Annotated in this window: 20 protein-coding genes; 8 read left to right on the forward strand and 12 right to left on the reverse strand. The window is 72.8% G+C overall.

Annotation, left to right across the window (positions count from 1 at the left end):
• Positions 1–41: 41 nt before the first annotated feature.
• Complete coding sequence (locus tag OG618_RS31435; protein ID WP_329490967.1) at positions 42–1,073, forward strand: methyltransferase; 1,032 nt, start codon at positions 42–44, stop codon at positions 1,071–1,073.
• 66 nt (positions 1,074–1,139) lie between these two features.
• Here the strand turns inward: OG618_RS31435 and OG618_RS31440 are convergent, their stop codons facing one another.
• From OG618_RS31440 to OG618_RS31455, 4 genes are all read right to left on the reverse strand, one after another.
• Entirely contained in the window at positions 1,140–1,817 is a 678-nt protein-coding gene (locus OG618_RS31440; RefSeq protein WP_329490968.1) for a class F sortase, read from the reverse strand.
• 190 nt (positions 1,818–2,007) lie between these two features.
• Positions 2,008–2,406, reverse strand: a complete 399-nt coding sequence (locus tag OG618_RS31445; protein ID WP_329490969.1) for a hypothetical protein — start codon at positions 2,404–2,406, stop codon at positions 2,008–2,010.
• A gap of 330 nt (positions 2,407–2,736) precedes the next feature.
• Positions 2,737–3,240 (reverse strand): hypothetical protein, encoded by a 504-nt coding sequence (locus OG618_RS31450; protein WP_329490970.1) that lies wholly within the window; start codon positions 3,238–3,240, stop codon positions 2,737–2,739.
• A gap of 1 nt (position 3,241) precedes the next feature.
• Complete coding sequence (locus tag OG618_RS31455; protein ID WP_329490971.1) at positions 3,242–4,522, reverse strand: tyrosinase family protein; 1,281 nt, start codon at positions 4,520–4,522, stop codon at positions 3,242–3,244.
• A 253-nt stretch (positions 4,523–4,775) separates the two neighbouring features.
• Between OG618_RS31455 and OG618_RS31460 the strand changes: the two genes are divergently transcribed.
• The gene (locus OG618_RS31460) at positions 4,776–5,444 is read left to right on the forward strand and encodes a DUF4360 domain-containing protein (RefSeq protein WP_329490972.1); all 669 of its coding nucleotides are present in this window, start codon (positions 4,776–4,778) and stop codon (positions 5,442–5,444) included.
• A gap of 71 nt (positions 5,445–5,515) precedes the next feature.
• On the opposite strand, the gene OG618_RS31465 is transcribed toward OG618_RS31460, so the two are convergent.
• From OG618_RS31465 to OG618_RS31495, 7 genes are read right to left on the reverse strand one after another with little or no spacing between them, the layout of a single operon-like run.
• Entirely contained in the window at positions 5,516–5,848 is a 333-nt protein-coding gene (locus tag OG618_RS31465) for a TcmI family type II polyketide cyclase (protein WP_329490973.1), read from the reverse strand.
• Positions 5,849–5,853: 5 nt separating this feature from the next.
• The gene (locus tag OG618_RS31470; protein ID WP_329490974.1) at positions 5,854–6,309 is read right to left on the reverse strand and encodes an SRPBCC family protein; all 456 of its coding nucleotides are present in this window, start codon (positions 6,307–6,309) and stop codon (positions 5,854–5,856) included.
• Between the two features lies 1 nt (position 6,310).
• A complete protein-coding gene (locus OG618_RS31475; protein ID WP_329490975.1) occupies positions 6,311–6,571 on the reverse strand; it encodes an acyl carrier protein in 261 nt (86 codons plus the stop codon).
• Between the two features lie 40 nt (positions 6,572–6,611).
• Positions 6,612–7,853, reverse strand: a complete 1,242-nt coding sequence (locus tag OG618_RS31480; protein ID WP_329490976.1) for a beta-ketoacyl synthase N-terminal-like domain-containing protein — start codon at positions 7,851–7,853, stop codon at positions 6,612–6,614.
• A gap of 5 nt (positions 7,854–7,858) precedes the next feature.
• A complete protein-coding gene (locus tag OG618_RS31485; RefSeq protein ID WP_329490977.1) occupies positions 7,859–9,115 on the reverse strand; it encodes a beta-ketoacyl-[acyl-carrier-protein] synthase family protein in 1,257 nt (418 codons plus the stop codon).
• A complete protein-coding gene (locus tag OG618_RS31490) occupies positions 9,112–9,546 on the reverse strand; it encodes a cupin domain-containing protein (RefSeq protein WP_329490978.1) in 435 nt (144 codons plus the stop codon). Before OG618_RS31490 ends, OG618_RS31485 begins: the two co-directional genes overlap by 4 nt.
• 46 nt (positions 9,547–9,592) lie before the next feature.
• On the reverse strand, positions 9,593–10,759 hold the full coding sequence (locus OG618_RS31495; RefSeq protein ID WP_329490979.1) for a SchA/CurD-like domain-containing protein: 1,167 nt from the start codon (positions 10,757–10,759) through the stop codon (positions 9,593–9,595).
• 308 nt (positions 10,760–11,067) lie between these two features.
• Between OG618_RS31495 and OG618_RS31500 the strand changes: the two genes are divergently transcribed.
• Positions 11,068–12,693 (forward strand): FAD-dependent oxidoreductase, encoded by a 1,626-nt coding sequence (locus tag OG618_RS31500; RefSeq protein ID WP_329490980.1) that lies wholly within the window; start codon positions 11,068–11,070, stop codon positions 12,691–12,693.
• A gap of 77 nt (positions 12,694–12,770) precedes the next feature.
• Here the strand turns inward: OG618_RS31500 and OG618_RS31505 are convergent, their stop codons facing one another.
• The gene (locus OG618_RS31505) at positions 12,771–14,435 is read right to left on the reverse strand and encodes an APC family permease (protein WP_329490981.1); all 1,665 of its coding nucleotides are present in this window, start codon (positions 14,433–14,435) and stop codon (positions 12,771–12,773) included.
• Between the two features lie 388 nt (positions 14,436–14,823).
• Between OG618_RS31505 and OG618_RS31510 the strand changes: the two genes are divergently transcribed.
• From OG618_RS31510 to ureG, 5 genes are read left to right on the forward strand one after another with little or no spacing between them, the layout of a single operon-like run.
• Positions 14,824–15,126 (forward strand): urease subunit gamma, encoded by a 303-nt coding sequence (locus OG618_RS31510; protein WP_329490983.1) that lies wholly within the window; start codon positions 14,824–14,826, stop codon positions 15,124–15,126.
• On the forward strand, positions 15,123–15,449 hold the full coding sequence (locus tag OG618_RS31515; RefSeq protein WP_329490984.1) for an urease subunit beta: 327 nt from the start codon (positions 15,123–15,125) through the stop codon (positions 15,447–15,449). Before OG618_RS31510 ends, OG618_RS31515 begins: the two co-directional genes overlap by 4 nt.
• Complete coding sequence (locus OG618_RS31520; RefSeq protein WP_329490985.1) at positions 15,442–17,178, forward strand: urease subunit alpha; 1,737 nt, start codon at positions 15,442–15,444, stop codon at positions 17,176–17,178. The genes OG618_RS31515 and OG618_RS31520 overlap by 8 nt, the downstream gene beginning before the upstream one ends.
• Positions 17,178–17,834 (forward strand): urease accessory protein UreF, encoded by a 657-nt coding sequence (locus OG618_RS31525; protein ID WP_329490986.1) that lies wholly within the window; start codon positions 17,178–17,180, stop codon positions 17,832–17,834. Before OG618_RS31520 ends, OG618_RS31525 begins: the two co-directional genes overlap by 1 nt.
• Entirely contained in the window at positions 17,824–18,516 is a 693-nt protein-coding gene (gene ureG, locus OG618_RS31530; RefSeq protein WP_329490987.1) for an urease accessory protein UreG, read from the forward strand. Before OG618_RS31525 ends, ureG begins: the two co-directional genes overlap by 11 nt.
• The last annotated feature ends 22 nt before the right edge of the window (positions 18,517–18,538 follow it).

The raw sequence follows: 18,538 nt of genomic DNA on the forward strand, positions 1-18,538 counted from the left end.
CCCGTACCCCAGCCCACCTCCCACCTGCAGAAAGACGGCACATGACCACCGCACCCGCCACCACCCCGCAGGCCGCGATGCGCCTGCGGGAGCTCGTCTTCGGCGCCGCCTGCGCCGCCGCCGTCCGCGCGGCCGCCAGGCTCGGGGTCGCCGACGCGCTCGGCGACACCCCGACCACCGTCACCGACCTCGCGGCCGCGCTCGACACCGAGCCCAAGCCGCTGCGCCGGCTGATGCGTGCCCTCACCTGCTACGGCATCTTCCACGAGACGGGTGACGACCGCTTCGAGCACACCGAGATGTCCCGCCTGCTGCGCGAGGACGCCCCGAACAGCCTGCGCTACATCTCCCTCTGGTGCACCGAGCCGTGGACGTGGGAGGCCTGGCCGAAGCTGGACGAGGCCGTCCGCTCCGGCCGCAACGTCTTCCCGGAGCTGTTCGGCAAGGAGTTCTTCGACTACCTGCACAGCGAGGGCGGGGACTCGGCCAAGGTCTTCGACAAGGCGATGACCACCTCCAGCCGGCAGTCCGCGGTCGACTTCGCCGAGTACCTCGACCTCACCGGGATCGACTCGGTGGTCGACATCGGCGGTGGCCAGGGCCATGTGCTGGCCAGCCTGCTGGAGAAGCACCCGGCCCTGCACGGCACCCTGCTGGACCTGCCCAAGGTGGTCGCCGGCGCCGACCCCCGGCTACGCGACGGCGGCGCCTTCGCGGCCCGGGCCCGGCTGGTCCCCGGTGACTGCCGGGTCGACATCCCGGTCCACGCCGACCTCTACATCATCAAGAACATCCTGGAGTGGGACGACGAGAGCACCCGTCGCACCCTCGCCAACGTGGTCCTGGCGGCCCGTCCGGGCGCGCGCGTCGTCGTGGTCGAGAACCTGGTCGACGACAGCCCGTCGATGCGCTTCACCACCGCGATGGACCTGATGCTGCTGCTCAACGTCGGCGGCGCGAAGCACTCCAAGGAGAGCCTGGTGCGGCTGATGGAGGAGGCCGGGCTGGACGTGGCCGACGTCCGCCCGGTCAACCCGTACCTGCACGCCTTCGAGGCCACCGTGCGCGGCTGACCGCCGCACCGCACCGAGCGACCGCCGGCCCCGCAGTGGGGACCGGCGGTCGCTCGGTGTCCGGGCTCACGCCTTGCGCGAGGACTCCAGGTGCGCGAAGACCACCACGTTGTCCAGGTAGTCCTTGCGCTTCTTGTCGTACACGCCGCCGCAGGTGATCAGCCGCAGCTGGGAGTCGGTGGTCTTCCCGTACACCTTCTGGTCGGGGAAGGCGTTCTTCGCGAAGGTCTCCACCGAGTCCACCACGAAGACGGCGACCGTGCCGTCGGCCCGCTGCACCTCGACCTTGTTGCCGGGGACGACCAGGCTGAGCAGCAGGAAGACCGCGGCGCCCTTGGCGGTGTCGACGTGTCCGGCCACCACGGCGGCGCCGCGTTCACCGGGCGAAACGCCGTCGCGGTACCAGCCGACCAGGTTCTTGTCCTCCGGCGGCGGTGCGTTGAGCTCACCGGTCGGGTTCAGCGTCAGCTCGGTGAAGGGCGCGTCGACGGCGATCTGCGGAATCCGCAGCCGGGTCGGCTTGGAGCGCTTCAGCACGGGGGCCGCCGGCTTGGCGGCGGCCGCGGGCGAGGCCGCGCCACCCGGGGACGCGCTCGCGGTGGCGGCCGGGGGAGCGGCCTGGCCGGGTCCGGGATCGGACGCGGGCGCCAGGTCCACCGAGTTGTAGATCATCAGCAGACCGGCGGCCGCGGCGCCCATACCCACGCGCAGCAACCGGGACGTTCCAGTGGCCGGACCGGCCATCGTTCCACTCCTAGGTCATGCCGGTCGTCACCACCGGGCGGTGTTCGCTGTCCACGGGCGGCGCCTGCGGCCGCCGGGCACGGCGCCGCCCGCCCCGAAGAGGAGGGGCCGGGGCGCCGCCGCACGTGCCCCCGCCGTGGCCACCACTAGGGACGGTGGCCACGGCGGGCAGGCTACGGAGAGAGCCCGGTCAGATCGCGGCGCCGCTGGTCCGGCGACCGCGCCGCAGCGCGATGGCGCCGGCGCCCAGGCCGCCGAGCAGCAGGACGGCGCCGGAGGCGAGGCCGCCACCGGACAGGGCGAGGCCGCCGCCACCGGTGTGCACGCCACCGTGCGGAGTCTTCTCCTCGGCCTTGTGCTCCTCGCCGGAGGGCGCGGAGGGCGCGGCCGGCGCGGAGGGCACGGACGGGGCGGCCTTGTCCTGCTTGTCGTCCCAGGTCTTCTGACCGTCGGGGGCGGCAGCCTTGTCCTGCTTCTCCTGCCAGGTGAGGTTCTTGTCGGCGGTGCCGTCCGCGTACGCGGCGGGGGCGGCAACGGTCAGGGCGGCGGCGACGGCCGCTCCGGCGAGCAGCGTGCGTGCAGAACGCATGGGGTGGGTCCTTCCGGCGCGGGCCGCGACTGCCGACACGTCGTCGGGCAAGGGGACTCGCGGAGTGCGCCTGAACCACCGTCATCCACCGCGGCGGCCGTTGCCACCGGAGGGCGGCGGTGGCCGGTGTGGCGGTGCGCCCTTCGAGTGGACTCCTGGGCGGGTTCACCCGAGTGCCCCGGCGATCCGGGTGATTCGGTATCCGGGCCCGGGACGCGCTGCGGCCGCCGCCGGCCGGGGCGGGCCGGCGGCCACCGCCCCCGCCCCGGTCACGTCGAACGGCGGGCCCGGGGCCACCGCCGGAGCGCTGGGCCCGACCGCGGGCCCGATTCAGTGCAGCTGCTGCACGCCCCCGCTGTCGCGGACGAAGACGGACCGGGTGTCGGTGGCCCGGTAGCGCTCCTTCAGGGTGAACGCGGCGGGCGTACCGGGCGCGGGCGCGTCCGGGGCCTCGTAGTAGAGGACGTACGTCTTCGCGCTGTCCGTCTGGCTCTCCAGCTGGAGCCAGCCGGTGAATCCGGCGGCCGGGAAGGTGCCGGTCGCGGTGACGGTCGTGGCGGAGGACGTCTGGCTGAACGCGAAGGCCGCGGTGCCGAGCTGGAGGCGCTTGTGCCCGCTCTCGTGCCAGCGGCGGAAGAGCGCGATCCACTCCTGCGGCCACGGGCCGCCCTCGGAGTCCGGAGGCATCCCGGCGCCGTCGATCCGGGAGAGGATGTCGTCCGCGTTCGCGACCACGGAGTCGAAGTCCCAGAGGTCGACCGCGAAGGTCATGTGCTCCTGGTCGGTCGCCCGGAACATGGGCCGGATGTGGAGTTCGAAGACCGGAGTACGCATCTCAGCCGTACACCTCCATCAGGACGTCCTTCAGGGCGACCTCCTGGAGCAGGCCGGGAGCCTCCTGGGGCCGGCCGTAGGGGTCGGGGGAGGGGAGGTACTGGAGCGTCAGCACGAGGTCCTCGGGGGCCGGGGCCGCTGCGAGGACGGCCGTGACGTCGAAGCGCGCGTTGCACTCGGTCGGGTGGTGGGGCTGCGGCCGGCCGTCTGCGGGGCGGTCGTCGGGGGCCGTCCGGTGCGACTTCCACATCGTGACGTAGCCGACGCCGTAGTGGTCGGCGAAGTCCGGGTCGTCGGCCCGGAACGCGACGTCGGCGGGGTGGACGTAGGCGCGCAGCACGTAGCTGCCGGCGACCGGGACCTTCAGGTCGTCGAGCCGGACCATCACCTTCCGCGCCTCGGCCGGCGGGGCGGCGAGGCTGAACTCGGCCCGGGAGTCGGCCCGCAGCGAGGCCGTGAGGCTCGGTGCGGACACCAGGCTCAACGGCTGCGCCGCCAGCAGCCGGCGGACGACCGGCTGCGGGGTCGGCACGTCGAAGTCGGCCTTGAGCCGGTCGGTGAGTTCGTACCGGTAGCCCAGCGCCACGGTGTCGGCGAAGTCCGCCACCTTGTGCTTCTCCTGGGAGAGGAAGCCGCGCAGGTCGTGGTCGGGCGAGGTGGGGGCGGGGGATCCGTTGCGGCGCTGCCACTCGGCCCAGAGCAGGTCGATGAAGGCGTGGAAGCTGTAGTAGATCGGGTCCATCGACGCGGTGGACGGGTCCGCCATCAGGCCGCCGATGTAGTTGCCGTGCATGAAGTTGTGCGGGCCGAACTCCAGTCGCCCGAAGTCGCCTCCCGGGTGGGCCGCCGGGAAGCCGCCGAACTCGCCCTGGTCGGTCTCGGTGGTCACGATGTCCAGGGTGTCGGGCGGAAGTGCCGTGGCCACGGTGTTGCGGTCCTCGACGAGCCCGGGCAGCGAGAACGCGGCCGGGAACTTCCCCGTCGTCTCCGGGTGCAGCCAGTCCCAGTAGGGCAGCGTGACGTTCGCCGTGCGCGGGGGATCGGACTCCTGCAGGAGCTTCTCGAAGTGGTACAGGTGCGAGCGGTGCCACGGCAGGAACAGGTCGTTGCCGTGCTCGCACGGGCCCACGAACATGTCGTTGTGCAGGGCGGCCTGGAAGTCGTACCCGGTCTCGTCGTCCGGGTTCGCGGCGGACCGTGCGCGCAGGATCCCGAGGGCGTGGACGTAGTCGTCCAGCTCGGCCGGGCTGAGGGAGTTGATGTCGCGTCGGCTCGTGGTCATGGGGTCACCTCCGTTGTGCGGCACACCGTATGCGCACGGGGTGATCGCCCTGGTGAGCCGTGCGGTGCGGCGCGCTCCGCGCCAGCCGACCGGCGTACCGCCCGGCGCCGGATCGTCCGCCCCGGCGCTCGGCGATGCGCCGGTCCGCGCCCCTGGCCGCGACACCGCCATCGTGATGACATGTACCCGACAAGCTCGCCGGATGGCACGCACGTGGGGGTGCGGCCCGTGACCGGTGGGCCGACGGAAGGAAATGCCCGTGACTGTACGCATGTTGGCCGCCGGCGGTGCGGCGGTGGCAGCGCTGCTCGGCTCCTCGTTCACCGGCGTCGGCGGCGAGGCCGCCGCGACCGGCTGGAGCACGCCGCCGCCGGACAAGATCGTCATCGACGTGGCCACCGTCAACGGGTCCGGCTGCCCGGCGGGTACCGCCGCCATCGCCGTCTCCCCGGACAACACGGCCTTCACCGTCACCTACAGCGACTACATCGCGCAGGTGGGCGTCGGGTCGAAGCCCACCGACTTCCGGAAGAACTGTCAGCTCAACCTGAACGTCCACGTCCCGCAGGGCTTCACCTACGCGATCGCCGCCGCCGACTACCGGGGCTACGCGCACCTGGAGCCGGGGGCGTCCGCCGTGCAGAAGGCGAACTACTACTTCCAGGGCTCGCCCCAGACCACCTCGCTCAGCCACAAGTTCACCGGCGCCGTCGACGACAGCTGGCAGGCGACCGACAGCGTCGCCGTGACGGCGCTGGTCTGGGCGCCCTGCGGGGAGCTGCGCAACTTCAACATCAACACCGAACTCCGGGTCAACGCCGGCACCTCGGACCCGACCAGGACCACCAGCTTCATGACCATGGACTCCACCGACGGCAGCATCAACACCGTCTACCACCTCGCCTGGAGGCAGTGCCCCTGACGCCGCACGGCCCGGCGGGCCGCTCCCCGACCTGCGCCGGGGGCGGCCCGCCGGGCCGGTGGTACGCGGTGTCAGCTCGCGTCGCCGCGCTCCCACCGGTAGAACTCGTGCGCCATGGCGTCCTTGGGCCCCCGCCAGGTGGCCGGGTCGTAGGCCTGCACGTAGGCGGTGAGCCGGTCGCTGACGTCCCGGAACTCCGGGTGCTCGACGACCCGGGCGACGGCCGGGCCCGGCGGGCGGTCCGCCTCGATCAGGTGCAGGTAGACGTCGCCGAACTGGAAGAGGCTGCGCCCCGTGACGCCGATCAGGTGCGGGAGTTCGCCCCGGTCGGACTCGGCGAACACCTCGGCGATGCCGCCGGCGGCGTCCGGCTTCATCCGGGCGACGATCAGTGCGCGGTGCATCCGGTTCAGACCTCCCCCGCCTGCTTCTCGACCTTCTCGCGGATCAGCTGCATCTGGACCCGCGAGTTGCGGTTGATGTGGTTCACCATGCCGTCGTCGTCGACCGGCGCGGTGGGCTTCATCGCGAAGTCCTGCACCCAGCGCATCCTGGTGCCGGCCGGGACCTCCGCGTACTCCCAGCGGATGTCCATGAACTCGAACGGCCCGGGCTCGACCCGGCGGGCGCGCACCGCGAGCGAGGCCCGGTCGGTGGTGCGCTCGGAGACCCAGCTCCACACCTGGCCGTTCTCGTCCGGGTGCATGGTCAGCCGGAACCGCACGCTGTCGCCGTCGCGCTGCAGCACCTCGACCGAGGCGTACTCGCTGAACAGCTGCGGCCAGTTCTCCAGGTCGTTGGTGACTTCCCAGACCAGGTCGAGCGGGGCGGCGATGACGATCTCGTTGTCCGTGTGTCCGGGCATCTCAGGCACCGGCCTTCGTGGCGAACGAGGAGTTCACCAGGTCGAGGAACTCGGCCGGCGTCTTCGCCGACTCCGCTCCGTTGGTGACCTTCACGCCGTGTCGGTTCTCCAGCTCGCCGACCACGCCGAGCAGACCGAGGGAGTCCACGCCGAAGTCGTCGAAGCTGGCGCCCGGGCGCTCCAGGTCGAGCGGGTCGATCACCACGCCGGCCCGCGCCTGGATCAGCGCGGCCAGTTCGGGATGGCTGAGGGTGTTGCTCACGGGATGTTCCCTTCAGTTCGTTGCCAGAGCAGTGGTTCGGTCAGGCCCGGTCCCCGCGCCGGAGCACCAGCGCGGAGTTGGAGCCCATCAGCCCGCGGCTGAGCACCAGCGCGGTGCGCAGCTCGGCCGGGCGGGCGCGGCCGGTCACCAGGGCGAGGTCGTGGCAGACCTCGGTGACGTTGGGGGTGGGCGGCACCACGCCGTCCTCCATGGCGAGCACCGCGGCGGCGGTGTCCAGCAGGGGCGCGCCGCAGTACGCCCGGCCGGTGCCCGCCTTCGGGGCGGTCACCGGTACCCGTTCGGCGTACGGGCCCAGGGCGTCGGCCAGGGCCAGCGCCTCGGCGCGGTCGGCGGCCGGGACGCCGAGGGCGTCGGCGAAGACCACGTCGACCTCCTCCGGGGCGATCCGGGCCTGGTCGAGCGCGATCCGGACGGCGTTGGCCAGCCCCTCGCGGGATTCCTCCCAGCGGGAGGCGCCGGTGAACGTGGCGCCGTGCCCGGCCAGGTACGCCCGGACGGTCGCGCCGCGACGGCGGGCCGTCTCCTCGTCCTCCAGCAGCAGCATCGCGCCGCCCTCGGCGGGGGCGAAGCCGTTGGCGGCGGCGGAGAACGGCAGGTAGGCCCGGTCCGGCCGGTCGTCGAGGCTGAGCTCGGGGTAGCCGAGCTGGCAGACCATCGAGTACGGCGCCAGCGGGGCCTCGGCCGCGCCGGCCACCACCGCGTCGGTGCCGCGCTCGATGGCCCGGGCGGCGTGCGCGAGGGCGTCCAGGCCGCCGGCCTCGTCGCTGGCGACCACCCCGCACGGGCCCTTGTAGCCGCCCCGGATCGAGACCTGGCCGGTGCTGGCCGCGTAGAACCACGCGATGGACTGGTAGGGGCCGACGAACTGTGGCCCCTGGCCCCAGAGTTGCTGCAGTTCGCGCTGGCCGAACTCGCCGCCGCCGGAGCCGGCCGCGGTCACCACGCCCACCCCGAACGGCTGGTCGGGGTCGGGAACGAACCCGGCGTCCGCCACCGCCAGGTCGGCGGCGGCCATCGCGTAGTGCGTGAAGCGGTCGGTCTGCACCAGGTAGCGGCTGTCGATCACGGACTGCGGGTCGAAGTCCCGTACCTGGCCGGCGACGCGCAGCGGAAAGTCCGCGCAGCCCTCGCGGGATATCCGGTCGAGGACGCTCACGCCCTGCCTGGTGGCCTTCCAGAAGGCGTCGGCCCCCACACCGTTCGGCGCGACCACGCCGAGGCCGGTGACCACCGCCCGGCGGCCCTGCTGACGTGACGTCATGGATCTCACCCCGTTCTGTTGAGCACGACGGCGGACTGGAATCCGCCGAATCCGCTGCCGACCGACAGGATGTGCCGGAGGGGCAGCTCGCGCGCGGTGCGCGGCACGTAGTCGAGGTCGCACTCCGGGTCCGGAGTCTCGTAGTTGGCGGTCGGCGGTACCACGCCGTGGGCCAGTGCGAGGGTGCAGGCGACCACCTCGATCGCGCCGATCGCGCCCAGCGAGTGCCCGACCATCGACTTGATCGAGCTCATCGGCGTCCGGTACGCGTGCTCACCGAGCGAGCGCTTGACGGCCGCCGTCTCGTGCCGGTCGTTCTGTTTGGTTCCCGAGCCGTGCGCGTTGACGTAGTCGACGTCGGTGCGGTCCACCCGGGCGTGGGCGAGCGACTCGTCGATCGCCCGGGACATCTCCAGCCCCTCCTGGGTGAGGCCGGTCATGTGGTAGGCGTTGCCGAAGGTCGCGAAGCCGCCGATCTCGCCGTAGATCCGGGCCCCGCGCCGCCGGGCGTGCTCCAGCTCCTCCAGCACCAGGACGGCGCCGCCCTCGCCGAGCACGAAGCCGTCGCGGTGGGCGTCGAAGGGGCGGGAGGCGTGCTCCGGGTCGTCGTTGCGTTCGCTGGTGGCCTTGATGGCGTCGAAGCAGGCGACGGTGATCGGTGAGATCGGCGAGTCGGAGGCGCCGGTGACGCAGATGTCGGCGCGCCCCTCCTCGACCGCCTGGAAGGCGTAGCCGATCGCGTCCAGTCCGGAGGTGCACCCGGTGGAGACGGTCTGCACCGGGCCGTGCGCACCGGTGCGCTCGGCGACCGCGGAGGCCAGCGTGCTGGGCGCGAAGGCGCGGTGCAGCTGCGGCTCGGCCCGTCGGTGGTCCACGTCCCAGCGCGCGCCGCCGGCGCTGACCAGGGCGTAGTCGTGCTCCAGCCGGGTGGTGCCGCCGACGGCGGTGCCGAGCGAGACGCCGATCCGCCACGGGTCCTCCGCGGCCAGGTCCAGGCCCGAGTCGGCGATCGCCTCGTCCGCCGCCACCATGGCGAACTGCACGTAGCGGTCGGCCCGTTGGACGTCCTCCGGGCTCAACCCGTGCGCCGCCGGGTCGAAGTCGCACTCGGCGGCGATCCGGGAGCGGAATCCGGTGGGATCGAAGAGCGTGATGCCCCTGGTCGCCGTCCGGCCGGAGGTGAGCAGTTGCCAGAAGGCCGGTACGCCCACGCCGCCGGGCGCGACCACACCGATCCCCGTGACGGCGACCCGCCGGGTCACGAAGCCACCTTGGCGTGTTCCGGCGGACCGGAGGTCACCGCTCCCTCGGTCTCCTCGGTGTCGACGTGGCCGAGCTCCGGGCGGGGGGCGAGCGGGCCGAGGTGGAAGACCATCCGGGCCTCGGTGTCGCCGACGTTGCGGAAGCGGTGGCGCATGTCGATCGGGATCATCAGGCCCTGGTCGGGCCGGAGCGAGTGGGTCACCCCGTCCAGGTCCACCTCCAGTTCGCCGGCGACCACGAAGACGAACTCCTCGGAGTACGGGTGGTAGTGCTCGCCGATCCGCTCGCCGGGCTGCACGATGGCCAGGCCCATGAAGCCGCTGGTGGCGCCGCAGGTGGTCGGGGTGAGCATGGCGCGCAGGTCGCCGCCGCGCCGGCGGTTCTCCGGCGCCTCGTCGACGTGCACGATCCGTGGGTACTGCGTGGACATGGTTTCTTCCTTCGGGAGTCGGAGCCGGCGCAGGGCCGATGGTCGGTCAGGTGAGCTGGGAGCTGCGGTCGGTGACCGGGCTCATGGCGCGGGCGGCGAGGAGGGCGCTCAGGCCGGCGACGGTGCGCAGGTCGCCCTCGGCGCCGAGGTCCAGCAGCCGGCCGAGGACGGTGGCCTCGCGCTCGCCGGCCACGCCCAGGGCGACGGCCGGCTCGGCCTCGGCCGGGACCCGCAGGTCCACCAGGCGGACCACGACGTCCTCCCGGTGGAAGACGGTGGCGGCCGCGAGCGGGCCGGTCGGGTCGGCGGTGGCCAGGTTGTCGTGCTCGGCGAGCAGGGCGGCCACGGCCGCGCCGTTGCCCGGCTTGACGGGGTAGAGCACGGCGTGCCGGTGCAGCCGGCCGGAGGCCGGGGAGCCGGCGATCGCCTGGTGCTCGGCGGGCAGCGCCGCACGGGCGAAGAAGGCGCGTGCCGCCTGCGGGTCTCCGAGCTGGCGGGCCTCCTCCAGGTACGGGTTGATGGCCTCCTCGACCGCGCGGACCTCGGGCTGCATCGCCACGTGGCGCAGCGCGTCGCCCAGGTTGCCGACCACCTCGACGGCCCGGACCACCCGGTTGCCGTGCATGAAGAGGGAGGTTCGGCGCAGCTGGGTGGTCTCGTCCACCTCGGCCTTGGGGGAGGCGTAGCCGGAGAGGATCCGGGCCACCTCGTGCTCGCTGCCGGGCTTGACGGTGAAGGTCAGGGCGTGCCGGACCACCCCGTCCGGGCCGGGCGCGGCCTGCGGCGGGCCGACGTGCCCGGCCGGCGCGGTGCGCGGCAGGCCGGGCGGCACGTCCACCGGCTTGCGGGTGCCGGTGGCGCCGGCCGCGGAGGTCTCCCGGAGGATGGAGTAGCGCAGCGAGCGGAAGGTGTCGCTGACGCAGCCGTGCATCGGCTTGACCATCTCGCGGTGGGCGGGGCTGTCCACCCACTCCAGGAAGGTCTCCTGGTCCTTCCACTCGCTGGTGATGAGCCACTGCCGCGGGTCGTTGATCGACTGGCAGAGCTGGTCGCTGACGTGGCCGGGGACCGAGGCCACCTGGTGGCGCAGCTTCTCGTACACGTCGAGGAAGCGCTGCTGGGCGCCGTCCTTGATCTCCAGCATCAGCATCACGCGCAGTCGGGTGTGCTGCTCGGAGTGCTGCTCGGCCTGCGGTTCGGACAGAGTCGTCATGATCCACTTTCTTGCTTCGGGCGCTGCCCGCGCCGTGCGCGCCGGGCGGCTTCCGTCCGGACGGGCCCCGGCGGGGGGAGGGCGGTGCGGTGGCGGTCGGCCCGGGCGGGTGGGGGCCAGGCCTGAGGTCGATCGTGCGCGGACCCCACGAGTGGCGCGAGATATGCGGGCCATCCGGGCGACGAGGCGGCAGAAGGGACCCGCGGCGGGGGATGGAAGAGCGGGGCCGACGTGCGCGAGGGCCCCGCCGAGGGCGACGCCGAGCCCCGTAGCCGGGTCGCGAACCCCCGTACAGGCTGGAGCAATTGATGAATCCGAAGGTTGACGACCGGGTGCCGGTCCTGATCGTCGGCGGCTCGCTGGTCGGGCTGTCGGCCTCACTCTTCCTGGGCCGACTGGGTGTCAGACACCTGCTGGTCGAGAAGCACGCCGACACCTCGCGTCACCCGCGTGGCCGAGGCAACAACGTCCGCACGATGGAGCTCTACCGGGGGGCGGGGATCGAGACGGCGATCCGCGAGGCCGCCTCGGTGCTCGCCGCGAACCACGGCATCCTGCAGGCCCCCTCGCTGACCGGCGAGGAGCAGGAGTGGCTGTTCCGGGAGATCGACCCGGGCGGCCGGCTGGCCCGGTTCAGCCCCAGCTCCTGGTGCCTGTGCAGCCAGAACGACCTGGAGCCGGTCCTGCTGAAGGCCGCCCGCGAGCTCGGCGGCGAGCTGCGCTTCAGCACCGAGCTGGTCTCCTTCGAACAGGACGACGAGGGGGTGACGGCGCTGCTGCGCAGCCGGGAGACCGGCGAGGAGCGCACCGTCCGGGCCCAGTACCTGATCGCGGCGGACGGCCCGCGCAGCCCGGCCCGGGAGGCGCTGGGCATCGGCCAGAGCGGCAAGGGCGAGCTGTTCCACAACGTCAGCATCACCTTCCGGGCCAAGCGGCTGGCCGAGGTGGTGGGCGACCGGCACTTCATCGCCTGCTACCTGACCAACCCGGACGCCGACGGCGCGCTGCTGCCGGTGGACAACCACGAGGAGTGGGTCTTCCACGCGCCGTGGCACCCGGAGCACGGCGAGCCGCTGGAGGCGTTCACCGACGAGCGGTGCGTCCGGCACATCCGGGCCGCCGTCGGGGTGCCGGACCTTGAGGTGGAGGTCACCGGCAAGGCCCCCTGGCACGCGGCCGAGCGGGTGGCGACGCGGTACTCCGCCGGGCGGGTCTTCCTGGCCGGGGACTCCGCGCACGAGATGTCGCCGACCGGCGCGTTCGGCTCGAACACCGGCATCCAGGACTCCCACAACCTGGCCTGGAAGCTGGCCGCGGTGCTCTGCGGCTGGGCCGGACCGGGGCTGCTGGAGACGTACGGGCAGGAGCGCCGGCCGGTGGCGGAGGTGACCAGCGAGCGGGCCTCGGCGCGCTCCGCCGAGCACAGCCACCCCGGGTACGCGGTGGTGCCCGGGGTCGGGCGGCAGGCCGGGGTGCTGGCGGTGGCACTCGGCTACCGCTACCCGGTGGGCGCGGTCGCCGGGGCGGACCCTGCCGGGCCGGTGGTGCCGGAGGCGTTCGAGTCCGGCGGCGAACCCGGCAGCCGGGCGCCGCACCAGTGGCTGCTGCGGGCGGGCGTCAAGCTCTCCACCCTCGACCTGTACGAGCAGGCGATGGTGCTGCTGACCGGCCCCGAGGGCACGGCCTGGCACCAGGGCGCCCGCCGGGCGGCCGACCGGCTGGCCGTGCCGCTGGACACCTACCGGATCGGTACCGGGGCGGAGGACGACCTGGCGCCCGAGCCCGGCGCGGACTTCGCCGAGCTGCACGGCCTCCGGCCGGGCGGCGCGGTGCTGGTCCGCCCGGACGGCTTCGTCGCCTGGCGGAGCGAGGACGCGGTGGCGGACCCGGAGGCGGCGGTGGAGGCGGCGCTGCGTACGGCTCTCAAGCTGTAGCCGCGAGCGGGCGGCGAACGCGGGGCGGGCCCGCCGGTGTGTACCGGCGGGCCCGCCCCGTGGTGTCCGACGAAGGGTCAGTGACCGCCGGCGTCGACCACCTCGATGTCCTCGATGTTCTGCTCGATGGCCTCGGCCGGCAGCGCGACCCGGATCGCCCAGAAGTAGACGCCGAGGGCGAAGACGGCGACCACGCCCATGTCCCACCACATCGGGATGTTGCCGCGGCCCTCGCCGAAGCCGCCCTGCCAGGAGATCAGGCCGAGGCCCACCAGGTAGACCGGCAGCCACTGGGCGGCCCGCCAGTCCAGGCGCGGGGCGTTCGGCAGGCCCTTGCGGATCGCGTAGGCGGCGTAGCTGCCGAGCAGCACGTAGCCGAGGACGATCGCGATGCCCAGGCGGGACAGGGTGTGCCAGCCGGCCCAGTAGATGATCAGGCTGGCGACCACGAAGGCCAGCGGCGAGATCACGCCGCCGAGCGGCAGCCGGTACGAGCGCTCACGGGCGGGCAGGCGGCGGCGCAGCGCGCCGAAGGCCAGCGGGGCGCCGGCGTACATCAGCACGCTGGCGGAGGTGATGAAGCCGACCAGCTCCTGCCAGCTCGGGAAGGGCAGGAAGCAGACGACGCCGGTGACGAAGGAGAGGATCAGGCCGAACCACGGCACGCCCCGGCTGTCCAGCTGCTCGAACTTCTGCGGCGCGTAGCCGTTCTTGCTCAGGCCGTAGGAGATGCGGGAGGTGGAGGTGGTGTAGATCAGGCCGGTGCCGCCGGGGGAGACGATGGCGTCGAAGTAGAGCACCCAGGCCAGCCAGCCGAGGCCGACCAGGGTGGCGAGGCCGGCGAACGGGCCCTCGATGCCGGGGAAGTCGAGCTTGTCCCAGCCGTTGGCGAAGGAGCTGAGCGGCAGCGCGCCGATGAAGACGACCTGGAGCAGGACGTAGATCAGGGTGCCGATGGCGACCGAGCCGAGCACCGCGCGGGGGATGTCGCGCTTGGGGTTGCGGCTCTCGCCGGAGATCTGGATCGCCTGCTCGAAGCCCAGCAGCGCGAAGATGATGCCGCTGGAGCTGATCGCGGCCAGCACGCCCTTGATGCCGAACGGGGCGAAGCCGTGCGAGGTGAAGTTCGAACCGTGGAAGTTGGTCAGCGCGAGCACGAAGATCGTCAGCAGCGGGACGAAGATCTTCAGCCAGGTGGCGATCGAGTTGGTGTGGGCCAGCACCCGCACACCGAGGAAGTTGACCGCGACGAAAACGCCCATCAGCAGGACGGCGACGATGAAGCCGCTGGTGGTGAGGGTGCCGTTGTCGTTCAGGAAGCTCTTGGCGAACTCCCAGTGCCCCGCGTACCCGATCATGGCCTCGACCTCGATCGGTGCCACGGTCGCGGCCTGCAGCCAGGAGAACCAGCCGAAGGACATGCCCGCCAGACCGCCGAAGGCGTAGTGCGGGTAGCGGGCCGTGCCGCCGGCGACCGGGAAGAGCCCGCCCAGCTCGGCGTGCACCAGGGCGAGGAGGACGATCGCGACGGCGCCGATGCCCCAGGAGACGAGCGCGGCCGGCCCGGCGACCATGACGGCGTTCTTGGCGCCGAACAGCCAGCCGGAGCCGATGATCGAACCCACCGAGGCCCACAGCAGGCCGATCAGGCCGACCTCGCGGCGGAGCGACCGATGGGTGGGTGTCCCGGAGTCGGGAGAGGTGCCGGTGCTCGGCGGGGACAGCTGGTTGAGGGATGCCATGCGAAATCTCTCTGTGGTGTGGGAACCCGGCGGACGGAGCGCGGAGAGTTGCCACACAGTAGGCGTATTCATAGGCCTATGCACAGATTTCATTACTGAATGTTTACCTACTTCCCCAGACATTCCCGCTGGTAGGGGGTCCTCTGTTCATGTGTGTGTTACGTGACTCGCCGGTAGGTCCAGCATTTGAGCCGGAATTGAGGTTCCGCACAAGATCCGGCAATGTGGACGGCAAATAGGGTTATAGAAATAGTGGCGGCCGCATAGGGATACCGGGCGGAATCGGTGAGGTGCCCTGTGGTCGGGGTCGTTCGTTCGCTACGGTATGCGCCACCACCGCGGCACAGCGTTGTGTCCGTGCGCTCGAACCCTCCCGAGGTGCGCGCAGATGAGACTCACCCCCCACGAGCAGGAACGCCTGCTCATCCACGTGGCCGCCGAGGTGGCCCGCGCCCGCCGGGCGCGGGGGCTGCGGCTCAACCACCCCGAGACGGTCGCGCTGATCACCTCGCACGTCCTGGAGGGCGCCCGGGACGGCCGGACCGTCGCCGAGCTGATGGACTCCGGCCGCAAGGTGCTCACCCGGGACGACGTCATGGAGGGGATCGCGGAGATGATCCCGGACGTCCAGGTCGAGGCGACCTTCCCGGACGGGACCAAGCTGGTCACCGTGCACGGGCCGATCCAGTGAGCGGCGAGCGGGCGTTCCCGGGGCAGATCCTCCACGGGGAGGGCGCGATCGGCCTCAACCCCGGTTTGCCGGTCACCCGGCTGACCGTCGTCAACGCCGCCGACCGGCCCGTCCAGGTGGGCTCGCACTACCACTTCGGGGAGGCCAACCCCGGCCTGGACTTCGACCGGTCCACCGCGCGCGGCCTACGGCTGAACATCCCGGCCGGCACCGCCGTCCGCTTCGAACCGGGCATCCCGGTGGAGGTCGAACTCGTCCCGATCGCCGGCCGGCGCGAGGTCCTCGGCCTGCGCGGCGCGGTCGGAGGTGCGCTCGATGACTGACCGCCCCGCCCTCTGGCTGACCCGCGAGCGCTACGCCGACCTGTACGGCCCGACCACCGGGGACCGGATCCGGCTCGGTGACACGAATCTGCTGATCGAGGTCGAGGAGGACCGCGGCCGCGGCGGCGACGAGGCCGTCTTCGGTGGCGGCAAGGTGATCCGGGAGTCGATGGGCCAGGCCCGGACCAGCCGCGCCGAGGGCGCCCCGGACACCGTCATCACCGGCGCGGTGGTGCTCGACCACTGGGGCGTCGTCAAGGCCGACATCGGCATCCGGGACGGCCGGATCACCGCCCTCGGCAAGGCCGGCAACCCCGAGACCATGGACGGTGTCCACCCGGACCTGGTGATCGGACCGGAGACCGAGGTGATCTCCGGCAACGGCCGGATCGTCACCGCCGGCGCCGTGGACGCCCATGTGCACTTCATCTGCCCGCAGTTGGTGGACGAGGCGCTGGCCTCCGGGGTCACCACCCTGGTCGGCGGCGGCACCGGACCGGCCGAGGGCAGCAAGGCGACCACGATCACCCCGGGGGCGTGGCACCTCGGCCGGGTCTTCGCGGCGCTGGACGGCCTGCCGGTCAACATCGGCCTGCTCGGCAAGGGCAACACCGTCAACCGGGCCTCGATGCACGACCAGCTGCGGGCCGGCGCGCTCGGGTTCAAGATCCACGAGGACTGGGGCGCCACGCCGGCCGCGATCGACGCCTGCCTCCGGGTCTGCGACGAGACCGGTGCCCAACTGGCCATTCACACCGACACCCTGAACGAGGCCGGCTTCGTCGGCGACACCCTCGCGGCGATCGCCGGCCGGGGCGTCCACGCCTACCACACCGAGGGTGCGGGCGGCGGCCACGCGCCGGACATCATCACCGTGGTCGGCGCCGCGAACGTGCTGCCCAGCTCCACCAACCCGACCAGGCCGCACACCGTCAACACCGTCTCCGAGCACCTCGACATGCTGATGGTCTGTCACCACCTCAGCCCGTACGTGCCGGAGGACCTCGCCTTCGCCGAGTCCCGGATCCGGCCGTCGACCATCGCCGCCGAGGGCATCCTGCACGACCTCGGCGCCATCTCCATCATCAGCTCCGACTCCCAGGCCATGGGCCGGATCGGGGAGGTGGTCCTGCGCACCTGGCAGACCGCCCACGTGATGAAGGCCCGGCGCGGCCCGCTCGCCGGCGACGGCCGGGCCGACAACCACCGGGCCCGGCGCTACGTCGCCAAGTACACCATCAACCCGGCCGTCGCCCAGGGCCTGGACGGCGAGATCGGCTCGGTCGAACCGGGCAAGCTCGCCGACCTGGTGCTCTGGTCACCCGCCTTCTTCGGGGTCAAGCCGGACCTCGTGGTCAAGGGCGGCCAGATCGCCTGGGCGCAGATGGGCGACGCCAACGCGTCCATCCCGACGCCCCAGCCGATGCTGCCCCGGCCGATGTTCGGCGCCATCGGGCGCTCGGCGGCGGCCAACTCGCTCAACTTCACCGCGGCGGCGGCGATCGAGGACGGCCTGCCCGAGCGGCTGGCCGAACAGCTGGGGGTCGCCAAGGCGTTCAGCGCGATCCGGAACACCCGGGGGGTCACCAAGGAGCGGATGGTCAACAACAGCGCGCGGCCGGACGTCCGGGTCGAACCCGACACCTTCACCGTCACCATCGACGGGGAACTCGTCACCCCCGAACCGGCCGCCGAACTGCCGCTCGCCCAGCGGTACTTCCTCTTCTGATGGGCCTCGCCGCGCTCCTGCTGCTCGCCGACGGCCGGTTCCCCGCCGGCGGGCACGCCCACTCCGGCGGGGCCGAGGCGGCGGTCCGGTCCGGGCGGGTGCGGGACACCGAGAGCATGACGGCGTTCCTCACCGGGCGGCTGCACACCACCGGTCTGGTGTCGGCCGCCCTGGCCGCGGCGGCCGCAGCCGGCCAGGACGCCGGCCGGCTCGACGCGGCCCGCACCGCCTCACCCGCCCTGCGCGCCACCAGCCGCCGGCTCGGCCGACAACTGCTCCGCGCCGCCCGCGCGGCCTGGCCGCACCCCGGACTCGACCGGCTGGCCGCCGAGTTCCCGCGCGGCGCGCACCAGAGCGTCGTCCTCGGCACCGTCGCGCTGGCCGCCGGCCTCACCCCCGCCCAGGCCGCGACCGCCGCCGCCCACGAGAGCGTCAACGGCCCGGCCACCGCCTGCGTGCGGCTGCTGGGCCTGGACCCGTACGAGGTCGCGGCCGCGCTGGCCCGGCTCGCCCCCGAACTCGACACCGTGGCCGAGGCCGCCGTCACCGCCGCCCTGGGCGGGGACCCGGACGCGCTGCCCGCCGCCTCCGCGCCGCTGCTCGACGTCTACGCCGAGCAGCACCACTCCTGGAAGGTCCGCCTCTTTGCATCGTGACCACGCCGACCCCGTCGACGCCCCCGCCCGCCACACCTACACCTCCACCGCCGCCGGCGGCACCCGCCGGCGCGCCCTGCGGATCGGCCTCGGCGGGCCGGTCGGCTCCGGCAAGACCGCCACCGTCGCCGCGCTCTGCCGCCTGCTGCGCGAGGAGCTGTCGCTGGCCGTCGTCACCAACGACATCTACACCACCGAGGACGCGGAGTTCCTGCTGCGCAACGCCGTCCTGCCGCCCGAGCGGATCACCGCCGTGGAGACCGGCTGCTGCCCGCACACCGCCATCCGCGACGACATCTCCGCCAACCTGGAGGCCGTCGAGGAACTGGAGGAGGCGGTCGGGCCGCTCGACCTCGTCCTGGTCGAGTCCGGCGGCGACAACCTCACCGCCACCTTCAGCCGGGGCCTGGTCGACCACCAGATCTTCGTCATCGACGTCTCCGGCGGGGACAAGATCCCGCGCAAGGGCGGCCCGGGAATCTCCACCTCGGACCTGCTGGTGATCAACAAGACCGACCTCGCCCCGCTGGTCGGCGCCGACCTCGACGTGATGGCCCGCGACGCCGCCGCCCAGCGCGGCCCCCTGCCCACCGTGTTCTCCGCGCTCACCTCACCCGACGGCGTGGCACCGGTCGCCGCCTGGGTCCGGGAGCGGCTGGCCGACTGGCGCACCCGGCCGTGACGGCTCCCATGGTGACGGCTCC

The organism is Kitasatospora sp. NBC_01246 (assembly GCF_036226505.1).
Taxonomy (GTDB): Bacteria; Actinomycetota; Actinomycetes; order Streptomycetales; family Streptomycetaceae; genus Kitasatospora.